We start from the raw sequence: 17,082 nt of genomic DNA, 5'->3' as shown, positions 1-17,082 counted from the left end.
CACCGTTTCTGTGAGGAACAATGTCCCTCCTTCACCAGATACTCCATCCATCCCTAACACATTCCACATGCTAAACCAAAAACCTCTAATCCCACAAGCAGCAAGCCAACTTCACGACCAAAGTCTCAGGAATGCAGCGCAGGATGCATACGCCATACGTCCCTTGTCGAAACTCGAGCTAAAGGGGAGAATCCTTACCCATGCACGCAATTACAGCAGCATTACGAGTACAGAAGCAATAAGAATAAACAAGGACAAACAAGCCGAATTAATCTTTGAGCTGAGCAAACTAAAAATAAGATACATGAATGAGAAGATGGATCATCGTATCATAGCAATTCTCGATCAGGTGACTATAGCGTCCGCTGCTTGCGATATTCCTGGCAGTGATGCACCCAGCGCTGTGCCGCTGCCGGATACGAGCCAAGATGAATATGGGTATAACCTGCAACAACACTGCCTACTGCGTAACCCTCCTGCTTTAACCCACGCAGTCCCTTTGTCTCATATGCGTAAGGAATCTCGTCATCTGCACGATAGGTCATCGTCGAATAATGGAACTCATGTCCTCGAAGCACTTCCCCCTGTTTCAGCAAAAAGGAATCCTGAACCGCACTCGCCTCCCGGTACCCCAGCGCAGCTCGCTTCTTCTGCATCTGCACCTGTGCAGGAATAATGCCTGCCATGGTATAGGTTACGCCTTCACGGTCCGTTAGCGTTTCACCAAGCACCATATAGCCGCCGCACTCCGCAAACAGCGGCATTCCTGAACGGACTGCTTCACGCAGCCCTTCCAGAAAACGTTCGTTTCCGGCAATCACTGCCGCAAACTCCTCGGGAAAACCACCCCCAAGGTATATACTGTCTGCTTCAGCCGGTATGCTCTCACCCGCCAGCGGACTGAAATACTGCAGTCGGGCTCCCGCCGCTTCCAGCAGCTCCAGATTATCGGGATAATAGAAGTTAAATGCCGCGTCCCGCGCTACAGCGATAACAGGCTGGTACGTGTCTGATTCGACATTCAAAGCGATGGATTGAGAAGCAGCCTCAACATGGTTCGCATGAACAACGTCTTCTCCGCTAATTTTACTTCTGATGTGAACTTCGTCACCAGCACCAGCCAGGTTGAGTATGCCGCTGCTGTGAGCAGTGGCATTTGTGCTAAATGAACTTGCCTCGTCACAGCTCTGAACTGTTTGATCTGAACTGCCTGAACTCGTTGTGTCACTGGCGTGAGCGGCACTGTTGTCCGTATCGACGAGGCTCACATCATACGTGCTCGCAGCATGCGCTGTATGATCTCCATTAGTTGTCCCAGCTGTCTTTGAGCGGTTTGCACCATACTCGCGTCTTTCTGAACACTGGAGTGGTGGAGCACTTGCTGCCAGCTCCAGCAGCAGATCCAGATCCGTGCCTTCCAGTAGCACATCGGCCGCCCGCTGGAACAAAGGCTCCAGTTCACCGCGTTCAATTGCAGGCACCAGTCCGAGATGTCTCTCCGGGATGGACATGTCCTCATCACGTTTCAGCCAACCCACGACCGGAATGCCGCACATTTGCTCAATGGCTTTTTTGACAATCGTATAATGTCCTGCACTCCCGCAACGGTTTACAATAACACCCGCGATATGCAGCTCGGGCTCCAGCTGCTGGAAGCCCAGCACGATGGCCGCTGCACTGCGCGCCATACTTCGCACATCCACTACCAGAATTACAGGGGTCTGCGTGACCATGGCAATCTCCGCTGTAGAGCCTGTGTTGCTGAGCGGGTCCTTGCCATCGTAAAGTCCCATCACACCTTCAATAATCGAAATATCATGTCCCGCAGATGCTCGTGCAAACGTCTCCCGCACATAGTCTGGCGAGGTCATCCAGGCGTCCAGATTACGTGAAGCTCGGCCTGTCACTGCCGTATGATAGGTCGGATCAATATAATCCGGGCCACACTTGAAGCCTTGTACGCTCAATCCGCGCTGAGCAAGTGCCTTCATCAGGCCGAGCGTAACCGTTGTTTTCCCGGCACCACTGCCCGTACCCGCAATGATTAGCCGAGGTGCGGCTTGGCGATCGGAAGCTGTCGTACCTGCTGCTTCGTTCGTAAATGTTGCTGGCATGTTCTCATTACGAGAGATATTCCTCTCGGCTTGGGTATTGCATGTTGTGGTAACGGCCTGACTGCCGGATACCGCTGTCACAGCTTGGTTACCAGATGCTGTTGTGACAGTCTGATTGTTGGCTGCTGCAGTGACAGCAGGATTGTTGAATGTCGTGTTGACGGCCTCGTGGTTGGATGTCATTGCCTCGGCTTGATTACTGGATACCATTGCTCCGACTTGACTACTGGATACCCCTTCCCCAACGTGATTATTGGGTAACATTGCACCCTTTTGTTTTACGGGTACCACTTCTCTGTCTTCATTGTTGGGTACCACTGCACTTCCTTGATTGTTGGATACCACTGCACTTCCTTCATTGTTGGATAAAGTAGTTTTAGTGTTCATCATGAATCCCGCCTTTGATCCGAATATAACAAATAGACCATCCCATATCGGTTCCAACGGCCTGGGACGGTCATTTACATGAGTGGGTTTGGTAACATTTTTTAAGGTGCACGCTCTAACGATCTCAGATGACGCTATTTGGAGCAAAATGGGGTAAACAAAATTCTAACGATTCCTAGTGACGTTATATGAACATTTCAGGGCGTAAATAGCCTTAATTGGGGCTTTTCGTCCCAAATAGCGTTGCTCAGAATCGTTAGAATTGAAACGTGTGCTTTTTTCACGAAATAAGGTCTCTGGGGATCGTTAGAACTGGAGCATCAAGGTACAATCTACGTTCGGTAACACCAGCCTGTAAAAGCCTGTTAAGCCCAAAGCATATTCGTTGTCTGCACCGCCTGCCGAGGTTCCCCAAGACATACGGATGGGTGCACACCCCGCCGCTAACCCTGCTTAGTTAAATGCTACCCTTGTTACGGAAATGGTCAGGTTGCCGCTTTTTTTCTTTTCGAGCAGCCAGTGGTCAGCCCCTGAAGAAAGCAGCGCAGCAGGTTCGCTCACGCCATAAGCTCCAGTATATTTAAACACCGTTTCCGATGGATTCGGCAAAGTGACTGTATTCAACTCCGCAGGTGTATAGGTTACGAGTTGCCAGCCGTATTTGGCACATAGGGCGAGCAGGCCTGTTTCATCCTTTTTCAGATCAATCGTGGCAATGTTGCGCACACTCTTCACAGACAGGGACAGCTCTTCCAGTGTCGCCAAAACTTCCTGCTCCAGCTCTTCCAGCGCAGTGCCGCGATTGCAGCCCATGCCGAGCACAAGACTTTTCGGACGATACAGCACACCGTTCGCCAGAAAACGTTCCTCTTCCGCAGCCGTAAGCAGACGGTCGCTGACCACCAAGGCAGCATTAAACGCGAATGTTTCAGCCTCCTGCATGCTGTGGAAAACCCGGATATGGTCGGGCACAGGTTTGTTGTAACGCCACCAGCTGCGTTCACCTGTCTCCTGAATGAGCGCAACCGGCTCTTCGTTGACCACCGCCGCACTCACCGGGGTTGCTTTATCAAAGCTGTCCACGATCCAGCCAAGTTCACGTCCGAACATATCGACCGGAATCGTGCCCTGCACGTCCGAAGCTGTCGTGATGACTGCACGCGCACCAAGCACTTCCGCCACTTGACGAGTCAATTCATTGGCACCGCCAAGGTGCCCGGACAGCACGCTAATGACGTTCTCGCCGCGGTCATCAATGACCAGAACGGCAGGGTCGACCTTTTTGTCCACCAGCAGCGGAGCAATCATGCGTACTACGGCACCAAGAGAGATAAACAGAATGATACCGTTATATCGTTTGAACAAATCCGGCAGGATCAGTTTCACCGAACCTTCGAACAACGTGTATCCCAGCTGCTCTTCATCCCCACGCGCAAATTTGCTCATATAATAAACGTCCGTGCCCTGAAACTGTCCTTCCAGATTACGCACCATCTCCACACCATGCTTGGTAATGGCTACGGCAGCAAATGGATTACTCACAGGACTTCACTCCTTTGCGGTAGCCGTGGGTGAAGGATTTATCGTAGAGCTTCGAGCGGTGGGCATCCCGGTTGACCAGATCAGGATCAAGCGCCCAGCCTGCCAGAATCATCGCATGCATCGTAATGCCTGCGGCACGCAGATCCGCAGCCAGGTTAGCCAGCGTGGTGCGCACAATTTTCTGATCCGGCCAAGTTGCGCGCTGCACCACCGCGACCGGTGTATCTTCGCTCCAGCCTGCGGCGAGGAATTCCACCACGACCTTCTTAGCCAATGTTGCACTCAGGAAGAGCGCTACCGTACAGTGGTGGGATGCCAGATCACGCAGCTTTTCCCGTTCAGGCACAGGCGTACGTCCTTCCGCACGCGTCAGGATGACCGTCTGCGTAAGTTCTGGCACCGTGAGTTCCGCACCTAACGCCGCCGCTGAAGCAAACACAGAGCTAACACCCGGAATGATCTCATATTGCACGCCCTGCTGCTTGAGCAGCACCATTTGTTCCAGAATCGCACCATACATTGCCGGATCACCCGTATGTACACGAGCCACACTGCGTCCTGCCCGGACTGCGGCGCACATCAGCTCGACCTGCTGCTCCAAATCCATGCCGGAGCTTTGCAGCACCTCGGCTTCAGGCTTGGCTGTCGCAATCAATTCATCATTCACAAGCGAATCCGTGTAAAGAACGAGATCGGCATTTTTCAAAATATTCGAACCCTTTACCGTAATCAGCTCGGGGTCTCCCGGACCCGCACCGACAATATAAACTTTCGGCTCTAATGTTTTCATTTGCTCACCACCATCAGGCTCAAATATTCCAGCTCCTGCCCTTTCAGTTCACGGGCGTCACGCCAGACCAATTCATAAGGGGAAGTGACTTTGGTGACCACCGATGCTTTACCGCCCAGTCCCATCTCGTCCAGCAGCTCCAGCATCGGATCGAGCACTTTTGCCACTTTAATAAACACAATCGTATCGTGATGCTCAATCGCCTGCCGCATGGCTTCTTTATCCGCTGTAGCAGGAATAATGCCAACTTGCTCATCGCCATCTGCCAGATGAATATCCAGCGCTGCTGCCGCACCAAGGACGGAGGAAATGCCAGGGATCGAGCTGATTGGTACTTCAGGATGCAGTTCACGCATCAGACGTGCAAGGTGAATAAACGTGCTGTACAGGTTCGGATCACCTTCCGTCACAAAAGCGACATCCTTGCCTTGCTTCAGCGCTTCCCAGCACGCTTCCACAGTTTTGCCCCACTCCCGCTCCAGCACGACGGGGTCTTTGGTCATCGGAAAGATCAGACCCAGCATCTCTTTCTCGTCTGGATTCACATATAGTTCCACGATCTCATGGGCGTAAGATTTGCCGCCTTTGCGCTTCTTCGGGTAGGCGACCACCGGGCACTCTCGAATCATTCGGTATGCTTTGACGGTAATCAGCTCCGGGTCTCCCGGCCCAACGCCTACACCATACAGTGTGCCAACCGTTTTGCCTTCTGATGGTTCAGTCGCGCGCAGTTCTGACGCTGCGCGACCTTCCGAATTCATTCCTGTGATGCCTGCCGCACCGCTCGCAGTTTCGCTTGCGGCCGCAGAGCCATGTGCTGCTACACTACCTGACGTATCACTTGTGATGTTTCCTGTTGTTGTGCTAATGCTGCTCTCCCCCTTTGGTTCCTTGCCAAAAAACTATTCTGCTCCGTTCACAGCTTCCGCTTCGTCTGCTGCAATATATTGGCCTGTAATCACGTAGATCGGGTTCAGTCCGTCAAAACGGGTCATGTTCAGGATCGGCTTGCTCCGCGCCGTCTGCAGCAAGGTCACGGAGGCGTCCATGCCCGCATCGCGCATCGCCTTCATGCTGTCATGCAGCGTTTCGATGGTCGCTGCATTGACCACGATGCGTCCCTCGGGGCGCAGCCGGGACGCACACAGGGCGATCAGCTGCGCGAGCTCGCCGCCGCTGCCGCCAATGAACACCGCATCCGGATCGGGCAGTTCGTCCAGCCCCGCTGGCGCTTTGGCATGCAGGACGGTGAAATCGGTCCGGAATTTGACACGGTTGGCCTCGATATTAACGAGGTCACCCTCGTTTTTTTCGATGGCGAAGACCTGGCCCCGCGGCGCCAGCCGCGTGCACTCCACCGCCACCGAGCCTGAACCTGCGCCGATATCCCACACGATGCTGTCCTCGCCCAGTTTCAGCTCGGACAAGCTGAACGCGCGGACCTCACGCTTGGTGATGAGGCCTTTTTCGGGTTTGCGCTGATGGAATTCCTCATCTGCAAACCCGAAGCCTTTGCGCGGCGCCGGTGCATCCTTGCGGCGAAGCAAAATGACGACGTTCAGCGGGCTGCACTCAGCTGCTGCCAGCTCGTCCAGGGTGTAGTGGCGGGCACGCTCATCTGCCGCGCCCAGGTTCTCTGCAACATAGGCATCATATTCGTTCATGCCGAACTGTTGCAGATACGCCCCGATCGCAGCGGGGCTGTTATGCTCGTCCGTGAGCAGCGCCACTTTGGCTTTGCCATCGATGCGCTGGGCGAGGCCTTTGAGCGGGCGACCGTGCACGCTTTCGAGCACGGCGTCGTGCCAGCTCTCGCCAAGCTTGGCAAAGGCCAGCTGCAGCGAGCTGAGATTAGGCCGGATATCCAGCTGATCCGGGCCAAGCTTGCGCGCGAAATAACCGGCGATGCCGTAAAACAGCGGGTCTCCCGAGGCGAGCACAACGATGTTGTGCGTGTCCTGCAACGCTTTTATTTTCACAACGAGATCGTTTAAGCTGCTCTTGATCACAATCTTCTCTCCCGCAAACGCCGGGAAAAATTGCAGCAGACGTTCGCCGCCTACAAGTACATCAGCCTCCTGAATGAGATTCAGGCTCTCCGCTGTCAGCCCCGCTGCGCCTTCTTCGCCTACGCCAATGATACGGATGTTACGATTCTTTGCTCCAGTTGTTGTGTTCAAGTTCACTGATTTCCGCCCTCCCCAGTTCCATTCCTTTCATGGTGACCAGCACCACTTCCACCGTTACGCCGCCGCCCGCATGTTCCAGACAATGCCGGCAGGCGTATAAGCATAACTTTTCAAAATAAGGCAAATATCCCGCTTCGGTCATCATATCCGCCACCTGAGTCGCCGTGTTGGCTTCCTCGATCGCTTGCGCCAGTTCATCTCCGGCCCCGGTCTCGCGAGCCACGGACGCAAGAAATCCAAAATCCACCGGCGCACTCTTGGAGTGCACCATCATGACCCCTTGAGCCACTTTGGCAAATTTGCCCGGCATGCCAACCAGACTGATGCGTTTCATGCCCAGCCGTTTCCCATGTTTGATCGCAAAGCCGACAAAGTCGCCCATCTGAATAAAGGCTTCCTCCGGCAGTTCGGGCATCATTTTCATTGCATACTTCTCACTGCTGCCGCCTGTTGTCAGCACAATATGCTCACAGCCGGAAGCCTGCGCGACGGAGATGGCCTGCACCACACTGGCTTTGTACGCTGAAGTAGAGAACGGAACCACCACGCCGCGGGTGCCTAAAATGGAAATGCCGCCAAGAATGCCAAGCCGCGCATTGAGCGTTTTCTTCGCAATCTCTTCGCCGTCCGGCACGCTGATCACTACTCTTACACCTCTGGCTGCGCCATATTCCGCGAGTACCTGAGTCACAGCTTCGGTGATCATACGCCGCGGTACGGGATTAATCGCTGCTTCGCCTACGGGCACGGGCAGACCGGGCTTGGTAACACGGCCCACACCGATGCCGCCATCCAGCTCCACTCCAGGCTCGTCCCGCCAGGACACATGCGCGATGATCTTCGCCAGATGGGTGGCGTCCGGGTCATCCCCGGCGTCCTTGATCGTGGCACAGGTTGCCGTGCCGTCCGTCATTAGCCCCTGCTCGCTCAGCTCGAACGAGTGGTCAAAGCCGGCAGGCAAGGAAACCACGGCTTGCGCAGGGATATGTCCCGTTAACAGGAGCTGCGTCGCGCCTTTGGCAACCGCCGTAGCACACGCCCCCGTCGTAAAGCCGGAACGCATCGGTTTATCCGGGTCTGGTGCTTCTCCGCTTTTCATGCGTTTCTTTTCCATAGCTTTGAACCTCCCGTCCTTCTTTTTTCTAGTTTTTTTGGTTGATCTTGCGTCAATTGTTGGTTGGTTAACACACACTACTCCCACGCCTACGCGCTAACGATCCCAGATGACGTTATTTAGACTAATTTTCCCTCGCTGTAATTCTAACGATTTCAGGAGACGCTATTTCTCCAAAAAGGTGCGGTTTGCAGTGCTTTGGGGCTTTTTTCAGCCAAATAGCGTTCCTTAGATTCGTTAGAATTTCAAAAGGCTGATTTTACGCAAAATAAGCTTCATGGTGATCGTTAGAAGTTGCTGAGCTAGACTCCCCTCACCGTACCGCATCACAAGTTCTAGCTAGAATCCCGTTCACTGGTGGCCCGCACACTAAGCATCTCATTTACTTAGCACACACTACTCTCACGCCTACGCGCTAACGATCCCAGATGACGTTATTTAGACTAATTTTCCCTCGCTGAAATTCTAACGATCTCAGGAGACGCTATTTCACCAAAAAGGTGCGGTTTGCAGTGCTTTGGGGCTTTTTTCAGCCAAATAGCGTTCCTTAGATTCGTTAGATTTTGAAATAGGCGATTTCACCTCAAATAAGGTCGCTGGGAATCGTTAAAAGTTGCTGAGCTAGACTCCCCTCACCGTGCCGCATCACACGTTCTAGCTAGAATCCCGTTCACTGGTGGCCCACGCTAAGCATCTCATTTACTTAGCACACACTACTCTCACGCCTACGCGCTAACGATCCCAGATGACGTTATTTAGACTAATTTTCCCTCGCTGTAATTCTAACGATTTCAGGAGACGCTATTTCTCCAAAAAGGTATGGTTTGCAGTGCTTTGGGGCGTTTTTCAGCCAAATAGCGTTCCTCAGATTCGTTAGATTTTGAAATAGGCGATTTCACCTCAAATAAGGTCGCTGGGAATCGTTAAAAGTTGCTGGACTGGAAGAAGTGGTACTAACAGATGCGGACATCGCTTTGCTCCGACCTTCGACTTCTACAATGAGGACAGCCTGAGTACTCCCGCCGATCTATGCCTTCACAGCCATAAGCGAAATGGCGTTAAGAGCAGCCACAACGATGGTGCTGCCGCCTTTGCGGCCGATGTTGGTGATAAACGGAATGTCCAGCTTGCGCAGCTCGTCCTTGGACTCGGCGGCGGATACAAAACCTACCGGCATGCCGATGATCAGACCCGGCTTGGCCTCGCCCTCTTTTACAAGACGAATTAACTCCAGCAGCGCAGTTGGTGCGTTACCGATAGCGTAGATGCCGCCCTCATACATTTGGGTTGCTTTGCGCGTCGAGATGATGGCACGGGTGGTATTGAGACGTTTGGCCTCCTCCATCACGTCCGGGTCGGAAATATGCACATGCACATCACCGCCAAATCCACGAATACGATCCTTGCTCACTCCCGCCTGAATCATCTGCACATCAGCAATGACCGATTGGCCTGCACGCAGCGCTGCAATTCCTGCCTGGATGGCATCAGGGTGAAACACCATACTGCGTCCCAGTTCAAAATCCGCTGAAGCGTGAATAACACGCTGTACAACTGGATACTGCTCCTCCGTGAAGGGATGCTCCCCCAATTCCTCGGTAATCATTTCAAAGCTTTTGCCCTCGATCTCCTGCGGCTGCACCGTCAGTGGTTTAAACTCCGTTTTGAAATCCATGTACTCACACCATTCCCTGTATCATATTTATTTGCACAAACATCATCATCGTATAGATGCTGTTCTATTCTTCAATCACGATTGGCTCGTGAATCCCTTGCACTTCAGTGATCAGCGTATGCTTCCAATGTAGCTTTCTTGGAGAAGGCTTACAGGAAATGCTTCGCTTTCATAACCGATCCTTCAAAGCTGAACTATTCAAATTAGGCCTATCAGGCAAAGAACTACTCCCCTAAAATTCCGCTCAGCTCGTGCAACACACCGTCAAAATGATCAAACACCGTGCCAAACTCCGCCTCCGGACGTGAGATCAGCACAACATGAATGCCCAGCTCCAGCGCAGACTGGATTTTCTCGTCTACTGCTCCGGTTTTGCCGCTTTCCTTGGTGACCATCACGGTCGTTGCATAATGCTTGTAAAGGGCCTCGTTCATTTCTCGGGAAAAAGGTCCCTGCATCGCAATAATATTGCGTTGCTCCACGCCCAGCTCACCGCATTTCTCCATATTGTCGAGACGGGGGAGCATGCGTGCAACAAGGCGTATACCCGGATCACCGAGCAGGTGCTTGGTGAAGATTTGCAAGGTTTTGCTGCCTGTCGTCAGCATGACAGAGCCTTTAAGCTCTTTCGCTTTGAGCGCCGCTTCATCGTAAGATGACACCACATGCAGCAGTGCATGGTCATCGTAAGCAAGCCCGGTACGTTCATAACGAATGTAAGGGATGCCCGCCTGCTTCGCGGCTTCCATGGCATTCGCATGGGCTTCCTCGGCAAAAGGATGGCTTGCATCCACAAGGACAGGACTGTTTTTTTCACGAATCAGCCCGATCATTGCCTCTACTGTCAGACGGCCCGTACGAACTGGGAGACCGGCTTCTGTCAGACTTTGAGCTGCGCTTTCGGTTACAACGGAAGTCAGCACGTTATGACCTTGCTGCTGAATTCGAATCGCGAGCTCGCGTGCATCGCTGGTGCCACACAGCATAAGGATCATGAGCGCTTCACCTGCTCTGAAGATGATGCCACCTGTGCCTGAGCGGAGTGTGCGTCAAGTTGTGCTTTTGCTGCTGCGTGCTCTGCCTCAAGCTGCCTGCTGCTCCGGTTTCCTTCATGCTGTGGATGCTCAAGGTGCAGTTCTTCATCATGGTCATGATGGAAGTCAGCTGTGCGGTGAACAGCAGTCTTTGCAGCGTGATCATGGTCATGCTGTTGTTCGTGATGTTCCTGGTGCGAGTGTATGTGTTCCGCTCCTGAGTCACCGTGATCGTGATGCGCTTTCCCGTCATGGCTGTGGACATGCCCGTGCTCGTGGTGGTCATGTCCATGGCTGTGGCTGTGATTATCGTGGTGATGGTCATGGTGATCGTCATGATGGTTGTGCTGCTGTTGATGGTCGTGATGGTGATGATGGTCATGATCATGGTCGTGCCCATGATGGTGGTCGTGATCATGGTCATGCCCGTGGTCATGGTCATGGTGATGATGATGAAGTTTGGCTGCTTCAAGTCTGAATTGGCAGTTGTCACAGTTTGCTGTCACCCGGCCGTATAATCCCTCATGCGCACGCTCCAGCACCAGCTCGACCAGCTTCGGATGGAAACCGAAATATCCGCCGATTTCAACCTGGACGTCAGGATGCGCTGCTGCAAATTCAGCCGTCATCTCATCAATGCGTTTAATCAGCACACCGGTAAAGAGGAAATACGGCATGATGATGATTTTTTTCGCACCCAGCAGGAGACAACGCTCCAAGCCTTCCGGGAAGGAGGGCTGGGTTACCCCGATAAAGCTGCTTTCCGCCCATCTGTACGGCAGCTTCTCCCACAGCATGCGGGTCATTTTGAAAAAGTCACTGTTGGCATCCGGGTCACTGCTTCCCCGCCCAAGCACAAGCACGGCAGTTTCCTCATCCGTTACGTTTACGGGAGCGGGAGGGGCAGCAACGGCTGTCGCGCTTCCCCCTTCACGGTGAGCTTCAATCCGCACAGGCTGCGCTTCTTGCAGACGGGTTTGCATGATCTGCACGACTTTTTCATGCACACCAATCGGACGACCATATATAAACTGTACCTGCGGATAACGTGCTTTGGCACGGTCAATCGCATTCGGAATATCAATCTTGGCATGACCGGCTGCAAACAAAATAATCGGTACCAGCACAACACGTGTCGCTCCTCTATCCACACAAGCGGTCACACCGTCAGCAATACTCGGTCTGGTTAATTCCAGAAAACAGGTCTCCACCAGTGTATTCTCTGGCGCTTGTTCAGCAACCTCACGTGCAAACTCCTTTAACTCCCGATTCCCCTCAGGATCACGACTCCCGTGTCCCACCAACAAAATTGCATCCATCTTCTTATTTCCTCCTCTGCCCGATCCGCAGATCAGATTTCTCAAGTCCGATTTCAATTCCATATATTCGTAAGGCTCTTCACCCGGTTCCAAGGAGGAGCATCTATTAAGACATATATCAAGTGACCCATATTAGGTTAATTACCAAGTTTCTACTGAGCTAATACTGAGCTAATACTGAGCTAATACTGAGCTAATACTGAGCTAGTAACGAGCTTCTTATGAGTTTCAATTTAGCTTCTATTGAGATTATATTTAGATTCTATTGAGATTCCATAGAGCTACCACCGAGTTTTTACTAAGCTTTTACTGAGTTCTTACTGAGCTTTTATTGAGCTTTATTGCGCTTTCACTTATGGGGAAACGTAAGTCTTCTCCGCGGTTGTCTACGACACTTGTGATTACCTGCACTAAGCTTTTACGATCTACTACCGAGTGCTCGCTGCGTTTCTACTGGGATTTTCTGGTTTTCTACTGGTTTTAATCAGGCTTTTGGAGTTTCTACCGGGATTCTACTGAGTTTTCACTAGAATTCTAGTTGGCTTTTACCACTACTAGATCATCCAGGAACACCGTATCTCTCGCGCTAGCCGTTAACCATCTCACTTACTTCAAACCACTACGCTCACAACTCCGCGCTAACGATTCCAGATGACGTTATTTGCACCAATTTCCCCCCGCAGGAATTCTAACGATCTCAGGAGACGTTATTTCACCAAAATGATGCCTTTTACCCCAACTTTAGGCGGTTTTTAATGAAATAGCGTTCCTACGATTCGTTACATTTTCAAAAAGGCCTTTTTCCGCGATATAAGGCTCCTAGGAATCGTTAGCGCTTCGGGACGCGTTCCGGTCTAAATAAAACTCGGCTGCGTCGGTGATCGAACAGTATCATCCAACTTCCTTATCTTCCTAGCCGGTGATTGAGATCGTATCCTCCAGCTTCCTATCTCCCTAACCCTTGATTGACCTTTATCTTCTATTTTCCTAGACAGTGATCGAACAACGGTGTCCTCTATCTCATATCATCCTGTTCTTCTATCTCCTGTCTTTCTGTCTTCACATCTCTCTACCTTCTATCTTCTATCCAGTATCCTAGTTCTCTTAGTTATCACATCATTTACTACATCAGTCACCGCATACCGGGTTAACTTCCACTGTGACTGGTGCATCGACGTGACGGAAGCCCTGAATGACACCGACCCGTTTGAAAAACTTGTGGAAACGCTCGTTCGGATGGCCCTTTTCTTTGTACTCCGCCACAATACGTTCTACGATGCCGCCAATCTCGTCTCCGGGAATTCCTTCTGCTACGGGCTGAGCCGGGTGCGCGTTGCGCCCGAACTTTTTGCCGCCAAGGAACAGATCGTACGCGCCTTTGCGGTAGACGATGCCGATGTCCTCCAGCACCGCCCCGTAACAAGCCATGCCGCAGCCGTTCAGCGCTACACTGGTTTCCTTGGGAGCGGATAAACCGCCAATGACTTCCTGCAGATGATTAGCCATCGGTACAGCATCGTCCTTCTCCAGGTTGCAGAAGTCACAGGCCTTGACCTTGATGACATCACCGATCGGCACCACGATAAAGTTCGCGGCACGCAGCTGCTCCACGAGCGTGTCCGGCTCAAATGTCGGCACCCGCAAAATAATCTGGTGCTCTGGTGTATACTCCAGCTCGCCGTCCTCACTTGCACACTGCGCCAGCAGGGCCATCTGGACGGCGGTGAATTTTTTGTTGCCCACGCCGGGCGACACGCCGATCTCAAAGAGCGGCGCCTTGCGCCCCGGCACGGGCCGAGCTGCGGTGCCAACCGCCGCAGCGCCGCTGGCGCTTTGCGCGCCTGCGGCTGCCGGGCCCGACGCAGCTGCGTCCAGCCAGCGGCTTGCCGCTTCGCCCGCGAGCGCGCCGCCTGCCGCGAGCCGCGTCAGCGCCTCGGCGGCGAGCTCCGCTGCGCCGGCGCGTGGCGCCACAGCGGCTGCGCGCGGTGCGGCCTCCGCCGCCGCGGACGCGGGCCGCTCTGCGGCAAGCACGGCGGTGCCAGCGGCAGCGCTCGCCGGGCTTGCCGCAGGCGTGGCGGCCGCCCATGCGCCTGCGGGCGGCGGCCCTTGCGGAGCCGTGCCCGCTCCGGCGCTGGCGCCGCGCAGGGCTGGCTCCGCCGGTGGCGCGGCTTGCGCAGGGCGCGCCGCGTCATCGCCCGCTGCCTCGCCGGAGGCGGCAGCGCGGGCTTCCCGAGCGCCGAGCGACCATGGCTCGGCTTCGGTGCGCAGCCGCTCATGTGGTCTGAGCGGCTGTTCCGCGGAGTTCAGCGTATATTTCCGCTGATATCCGCGCGGGGTGACCATGATGCCTTCGTACATCATGGTGGAGGAATTGCCGATAATCACGGTGGTCAGCATGCCGATATCGTGATTCAGCATATCCTCCAGCGTGGTCATGACCACGTCCTGACGCTCGCGGTATGCACTTTTGACCAGACCAACAGGTGTCTTCGGATCACGATAACGCAGCAGCATCTCCTGTGTCTCTACAATCTGGCGTGTACGCCGTCCACTCCGAGGATTGTACAAAGCAATGACAAAATCAGCCGCAGCGGCTGCTTCAACCCGGCGAATAATCGTCTCCCATGGTGTCAGATGATCGCTAAGGCTGATCGTACACGCATCATGCATGACGGGCGCACCAAGCAAGGAAGCACAAGACTGGATCGCAGATACACCGGGAATCACCTCGACAGCCACCCCTGCATCCGGTGTCCAGCCCTGCTCGATCAGCACTTCATACACCAGCCCGGCCATACCGTATACCCCTGCATCTCCACTGGAGATAACCGCTACGATATGACCTGCCTCAGCCTGCTTGACTGCCTCCTGCGCTCGGCTGACCTCCTCCGTCATGCCTGTACGCACGATAGCTTGTCCATTCAGCAAAGGCCGAATCAGATCAACATACGTGTTATATCCAATGATGATCTCGCTTTCCTGCAATGCATCCAGTGCACGCTTCGTAATATGCTCCATCGCACCCGGACCAAACCCGATGATGAGCAGCTTGCCTTGCTTTTGCATACTACTTCCTCCCTCATTCCACTTGTCTTGCTGTTCATGTCACATGCCGATCGATCTGCACATGCCAAAACTCATCTACCCGCATCTCCAGCCAGCCGATGCCCAATATTCCAATATGAACTGCATTTCATCCTCTTCGGATACAGCTCCGATCCAATAGCTCACCTGTATTCAGCATCACTTGTTATTTCAAATATCCCGATTGGGTCCATCATTTTACGATAATAAAAACAAAAAAATCCCATCCTGATCACGGATGAGATACGCATGTACGTACACTCAGGAAAGCTGGCCTGGGCTTCCTCTGAAGGAAGACGCACAGCCACGAGGCCCCTGCGGGGCCTGCTGGAGCAAACCGATGTTTGCCCATTTCCTGAATTATCGTACACCACTCCTTTCCGCGAAGGGTTTGGTGACACATGCAAGGTAGGTCTCCTGGCTCTGGATCATCAGCTGTCTTTTCTGTCTTCCCCGTTCAATTCGAGTGACTTGTATCGAAAAGTGCTTCACCATTACAGTGGCGGGACCGCTCGGGACTTGCACCCGATTCCCTGTTACCTCTTGCTTTATGCAAGAGCACCTTGCTGCTTTCATATTGTCCTCATCATAACATCGGTCAGGAAATAATGTCCATGCTTGTCCTGATACAATCCATGCTGTCCTAATTTACAATTTATTAATGTAAAACCTCACACTTTCATCCCTTTCCTGATGTAACATTATGGATAAAACAAAAAAGATTCCGATCCGCCAGCGGACCAGAACCTCAATATCTTCTCATATAACTATTCCTAAAAACTCTTTCATACACTATTCCTAAAAATTCTTCCATAACGCTATAAAACATCTTTCATAATATCGTATCAGAAAACATCTTCAATCTGTCATCTCAGAAAACTATCTTACATCTATCTTTTCTTAAAACCAGTCTTCCATTCATCTTCTCTAAAAATCAGTCTTCCATAGGCCATTCCCCAAAACCATCTTTCGTATGCCATCTCCAAAAACCATTTTCTATACCTTACTCCCGGACACCCACCGGATGTGCGGCGAAGTAACGACCCAGCTCCACAATGAGCGCCCCCATCTTCTCTTCCTCAGGTACAACGATGGCTTCAATGCCTTCCTCACGCATTGCATTCGCCGTTACCTTACCTACAGAGGCCGGGACTACCCCTTCCTTGAAAGCTGTCAGCATCTGCTGCAGCTTACCTTGAGCAGCTGCATATTCCGTCAAGAAGCGAACCTGCGGACCGCTGGTAAAAGCTACTGCATGCAGCTCATGCCGAATAATCTCATTCAGTAACTGCTCAAGCTCTGCTGCTTCCGGCGGTACATGACGATATGGCAGTACCTGCCTTACGACGGCCCCCTGCTCCTCCAGCCAGGCCACCAGCTTCGGAGCGGTTTCCCCGTGAAGCTGCAGCATGACCTTTTTACCAGCAAGATCATGTGAGCCAAACTCACGAATCAACCCGTCTGTACTGCCATCATCATCCCGTACGAGCGGTGTCAATTTCAGCTTCTTGAGTGCATTGACCGTTTTATATCCTCTGGCCGCAATACAAGATGCAGCAATGACATCCCGCAGCTGCGTGGCAACATCCATATCCTCAGCCATGTTAAACAAAGCGTCCAACCCCATGCCGGTCGTAAAAATAGCCCAATCGGGCGGATCGGATATCCAGGAGACCAACCCGTCTCTAATATTGCGATCATCCAGAAATACCGTCCCCTGTGCAGGCCGCACCAGTGGAACTCCACCCATCTTCTCTACCAATATAGACATCTCTTTGGATTTTCGCGGTCCGGTTAATGCAACACGTACCCCTGCCAAATGCTGTGCCATGTA

General features: G+C 52.8%; 10 protein-coding genes, 1 pseudogene and 1 riboswitch. All 11 genes and pseudogenes read right to left on the bottom strand.

Going from position 1 to position 17,082, the window contains the following annotated elements; all coding sequences use genetic code 11:
* Nucleotides 1-353: 353 nt before the first annotated feature.
* Nucleotides 354-2,114: a cobyrinic acid a,c-diamide synthase CobB gene (locus tag IEW26_RS23750; RefSeq protein WP_229729999.1), complete on the bottom strand. Its 1,761-nt coding sequence runs from the start codon at nt 2,112-2,114 to the stop codon at nt 354-356.
* A gap of 840 nt (nt 2,115-2,954) precedes the next feature.
* Complete coding sequence (locus IEW26_RS23745) at nt 2,955-4,043, bottom strand: cobalt-precorrin 5A hydrolase (protein ID WP_188594160.1); 1,089 nt, start codon at nt 4,041-4,043, stop codon at nt 2,955-2,957.
* Nucleotides 4,036-4,833 (bottom strand): precorrin-4 C(11)-methyltransferase, encoded by a 798-nt coding sequence (cobM, locus tag IEW26_RS23740; protein WP_188594159.1) that lies wholly within the window; start codon nt 4,831-4,833, stop codon nt 4,036-4,038. The genes IEW26_RS23745 and cobM overlap by 8 nt, the downstream gene beginning before the upstream one ends.
* Complete coding sequence (cobI, locus tag IEW26_RS23735) at nt 4,830-5,594, bottom strand: precorrin-2 C(20)-methyltransferase (protein WP_188594158.1); 765 nt, start codon at nt 5,592-5,594, stop codon at nt 4,830-4,832. The genes cobM and cobI overlap by 4 nt, the downstream gene beginning before the upstream one ends.
* A gap of 141 nt (nt 5,595-5,735) precedes the next feature.
* Nucleotides 5,736-7,019, bottom strand: coding sequence for a precorrin-6y C5,15-methyltransferase (decarboxylating) subunit CbiE (cbiE, locus tag IEW26_RS23730; protein ID WP_229729996.1), 1,284 nt, complete (start codon nt 7,017-7,019; stop codon nt 5,736-5,738).
* Complete coding sequence (locus IEW26_RS23725; protein ID WP_188594156.1) at nt 6,982-8,136, bottom strand: cobalt-precorrin-5B (C(1))-methyltransferase; 1,155 nt, start codon at nt 8,134-8,136, stop codon at nt 6,982-6,984. The genes cbiE and IEW26_RS23725 overlap by 38 nt, the downstream gene beginning before the upstream one ends.
* Nucleotides 8,137-9,163: 1,027 nt before the next feature.
* On the bottom strand, nt 9,164-9,811 hold the full coding sequence (locus IEW26_RS23720) for a precorrin-8X methylmutase (RefSeq protein WP_184181180.1): 648 nt from the start codon (nt 9,809-9,811) through the stop codon (nt 9,164-9,166).
* A 224-nt stretch (nt 9,812-10,035) separates the two neighbouring features.
* Nucleotides 10,036-10,806, bottom strand: coding sequence for a precorrin-6A reductase (gene cobK, locus IEW26_RS23715; RefSeq protein ID WP_188594155.1), 771 nt, complete (start codon nt 10,804-10,806; stop codon nt 10,036-10,038).
* A 290-nt stretch (nt 10,807-11,096) separates the two neighbouring features.
* Nucleotides 11,097-12,164: pseudogene (locus IEW26_RS30445) on the bottom strand (sirohydrochlorin chelatase); the annotation flags it as partial.
* A 1,128-nt stretch (nt 12,165-13,292) separates the two neighbouring features.
* Nucleotides 13,293-15,230, bottom strand: a complete 1,938-nt coding sequence (gene cobJ / locus IEW26_RS23705; RefSeq protein ID WP_188594153.1) for a precorrin-3B C(17)-methyltransferase — start codon at nt 15,228-15,230, stop codon at nt 13,293-13,295.
* 408 nt (nt 15,231-15,638) lie between these two features.
* A riboswitch (cobalamin riboswitch) is annotated at nt 15,639-15,829 on the bottom strand.
* 422 nt (nt 15,830-16,251) lie between these two features.
* Entirely contained in the window at nt 16,252-17,079 is an 828-nt protein-coding gene (locus IEW26_RS23700; RefSeq protein WP_145404508.1) for a uroporphyrinogen-III synthase, read from the bottom strand.
* Nucleotides 17,080-17,082: the final 3 nt, after the last annotated feature.

The sequence above is a fragment of the Paenibacillus silvae genome (genome assembly GCF_014639235.1).
GTDB lineage: Bacteria > Bacillota > Bacilli > Paenibacillales > Paenibacillaceae > Paenibacillus > Paenibacillus silvae.
This window is presented reverse-complemented; position numbering and strand designations above follow the sequence as displayed.

Bases quoted from the DNA above. Each gene is read 5' to 3' on its own strand.
- IEW26_RS23750 (WP_229729999.1), bottom strand. From the start codon at position 2,114: ATGCCAGCAACATTTACGAACGAAGCAGCAGGTACGACAGCTTCCGAT.
- cobK (WP_188594155.1), bottom strand. From the start codon at position 10,806: ATGATCCTTATGCTGTGTGGCACCAGCGATGCACGCGAGCTCGCGATT.
- cobI (WP_188594158.1), bottom strand. From the start codon at position 5,594: ATGAATTCGGAAGGTCGCGCAGCGTCAGAACTGCGCGCGACTGAACCA.
- cobM (WP_188594159.1), bottom strand. From the start codon at position 4,833: ATGAAAACATTAGAGCCGAAAGTTTATATTGTCGGTGCGGGTCCGGGA.
- IEW26_RS23720 (WP_184181180.1), bottom strand. From the start codon at position 9,811: ATGGATTTCAAAACGGAGTTTAAACCACTGACGGTGCAGCCGCAGGAG.
- cobJ (WP_188594153.1), bottom strand. From the start codon at position 15,230: ATGCAAAAGCAAGGCAAGCTGCTCATCATCGGGTTTGGTCCGGGTGCG.
- IEW26_RS23725 (WP_188594156.1), bottom strand. From the start codon at position 8,136: ATGGAAAAGAAACGCATGAAAAGCGGAGAAGCACCAGACCCGGATAAA.
- IEW26_RS23700 (WP_145404508.1), bottom strand. From the start codon at position 17,079: ATGGCACAGCATTTGGCAGGGGTACGTGTTGCATTAACCGGACCGCGA.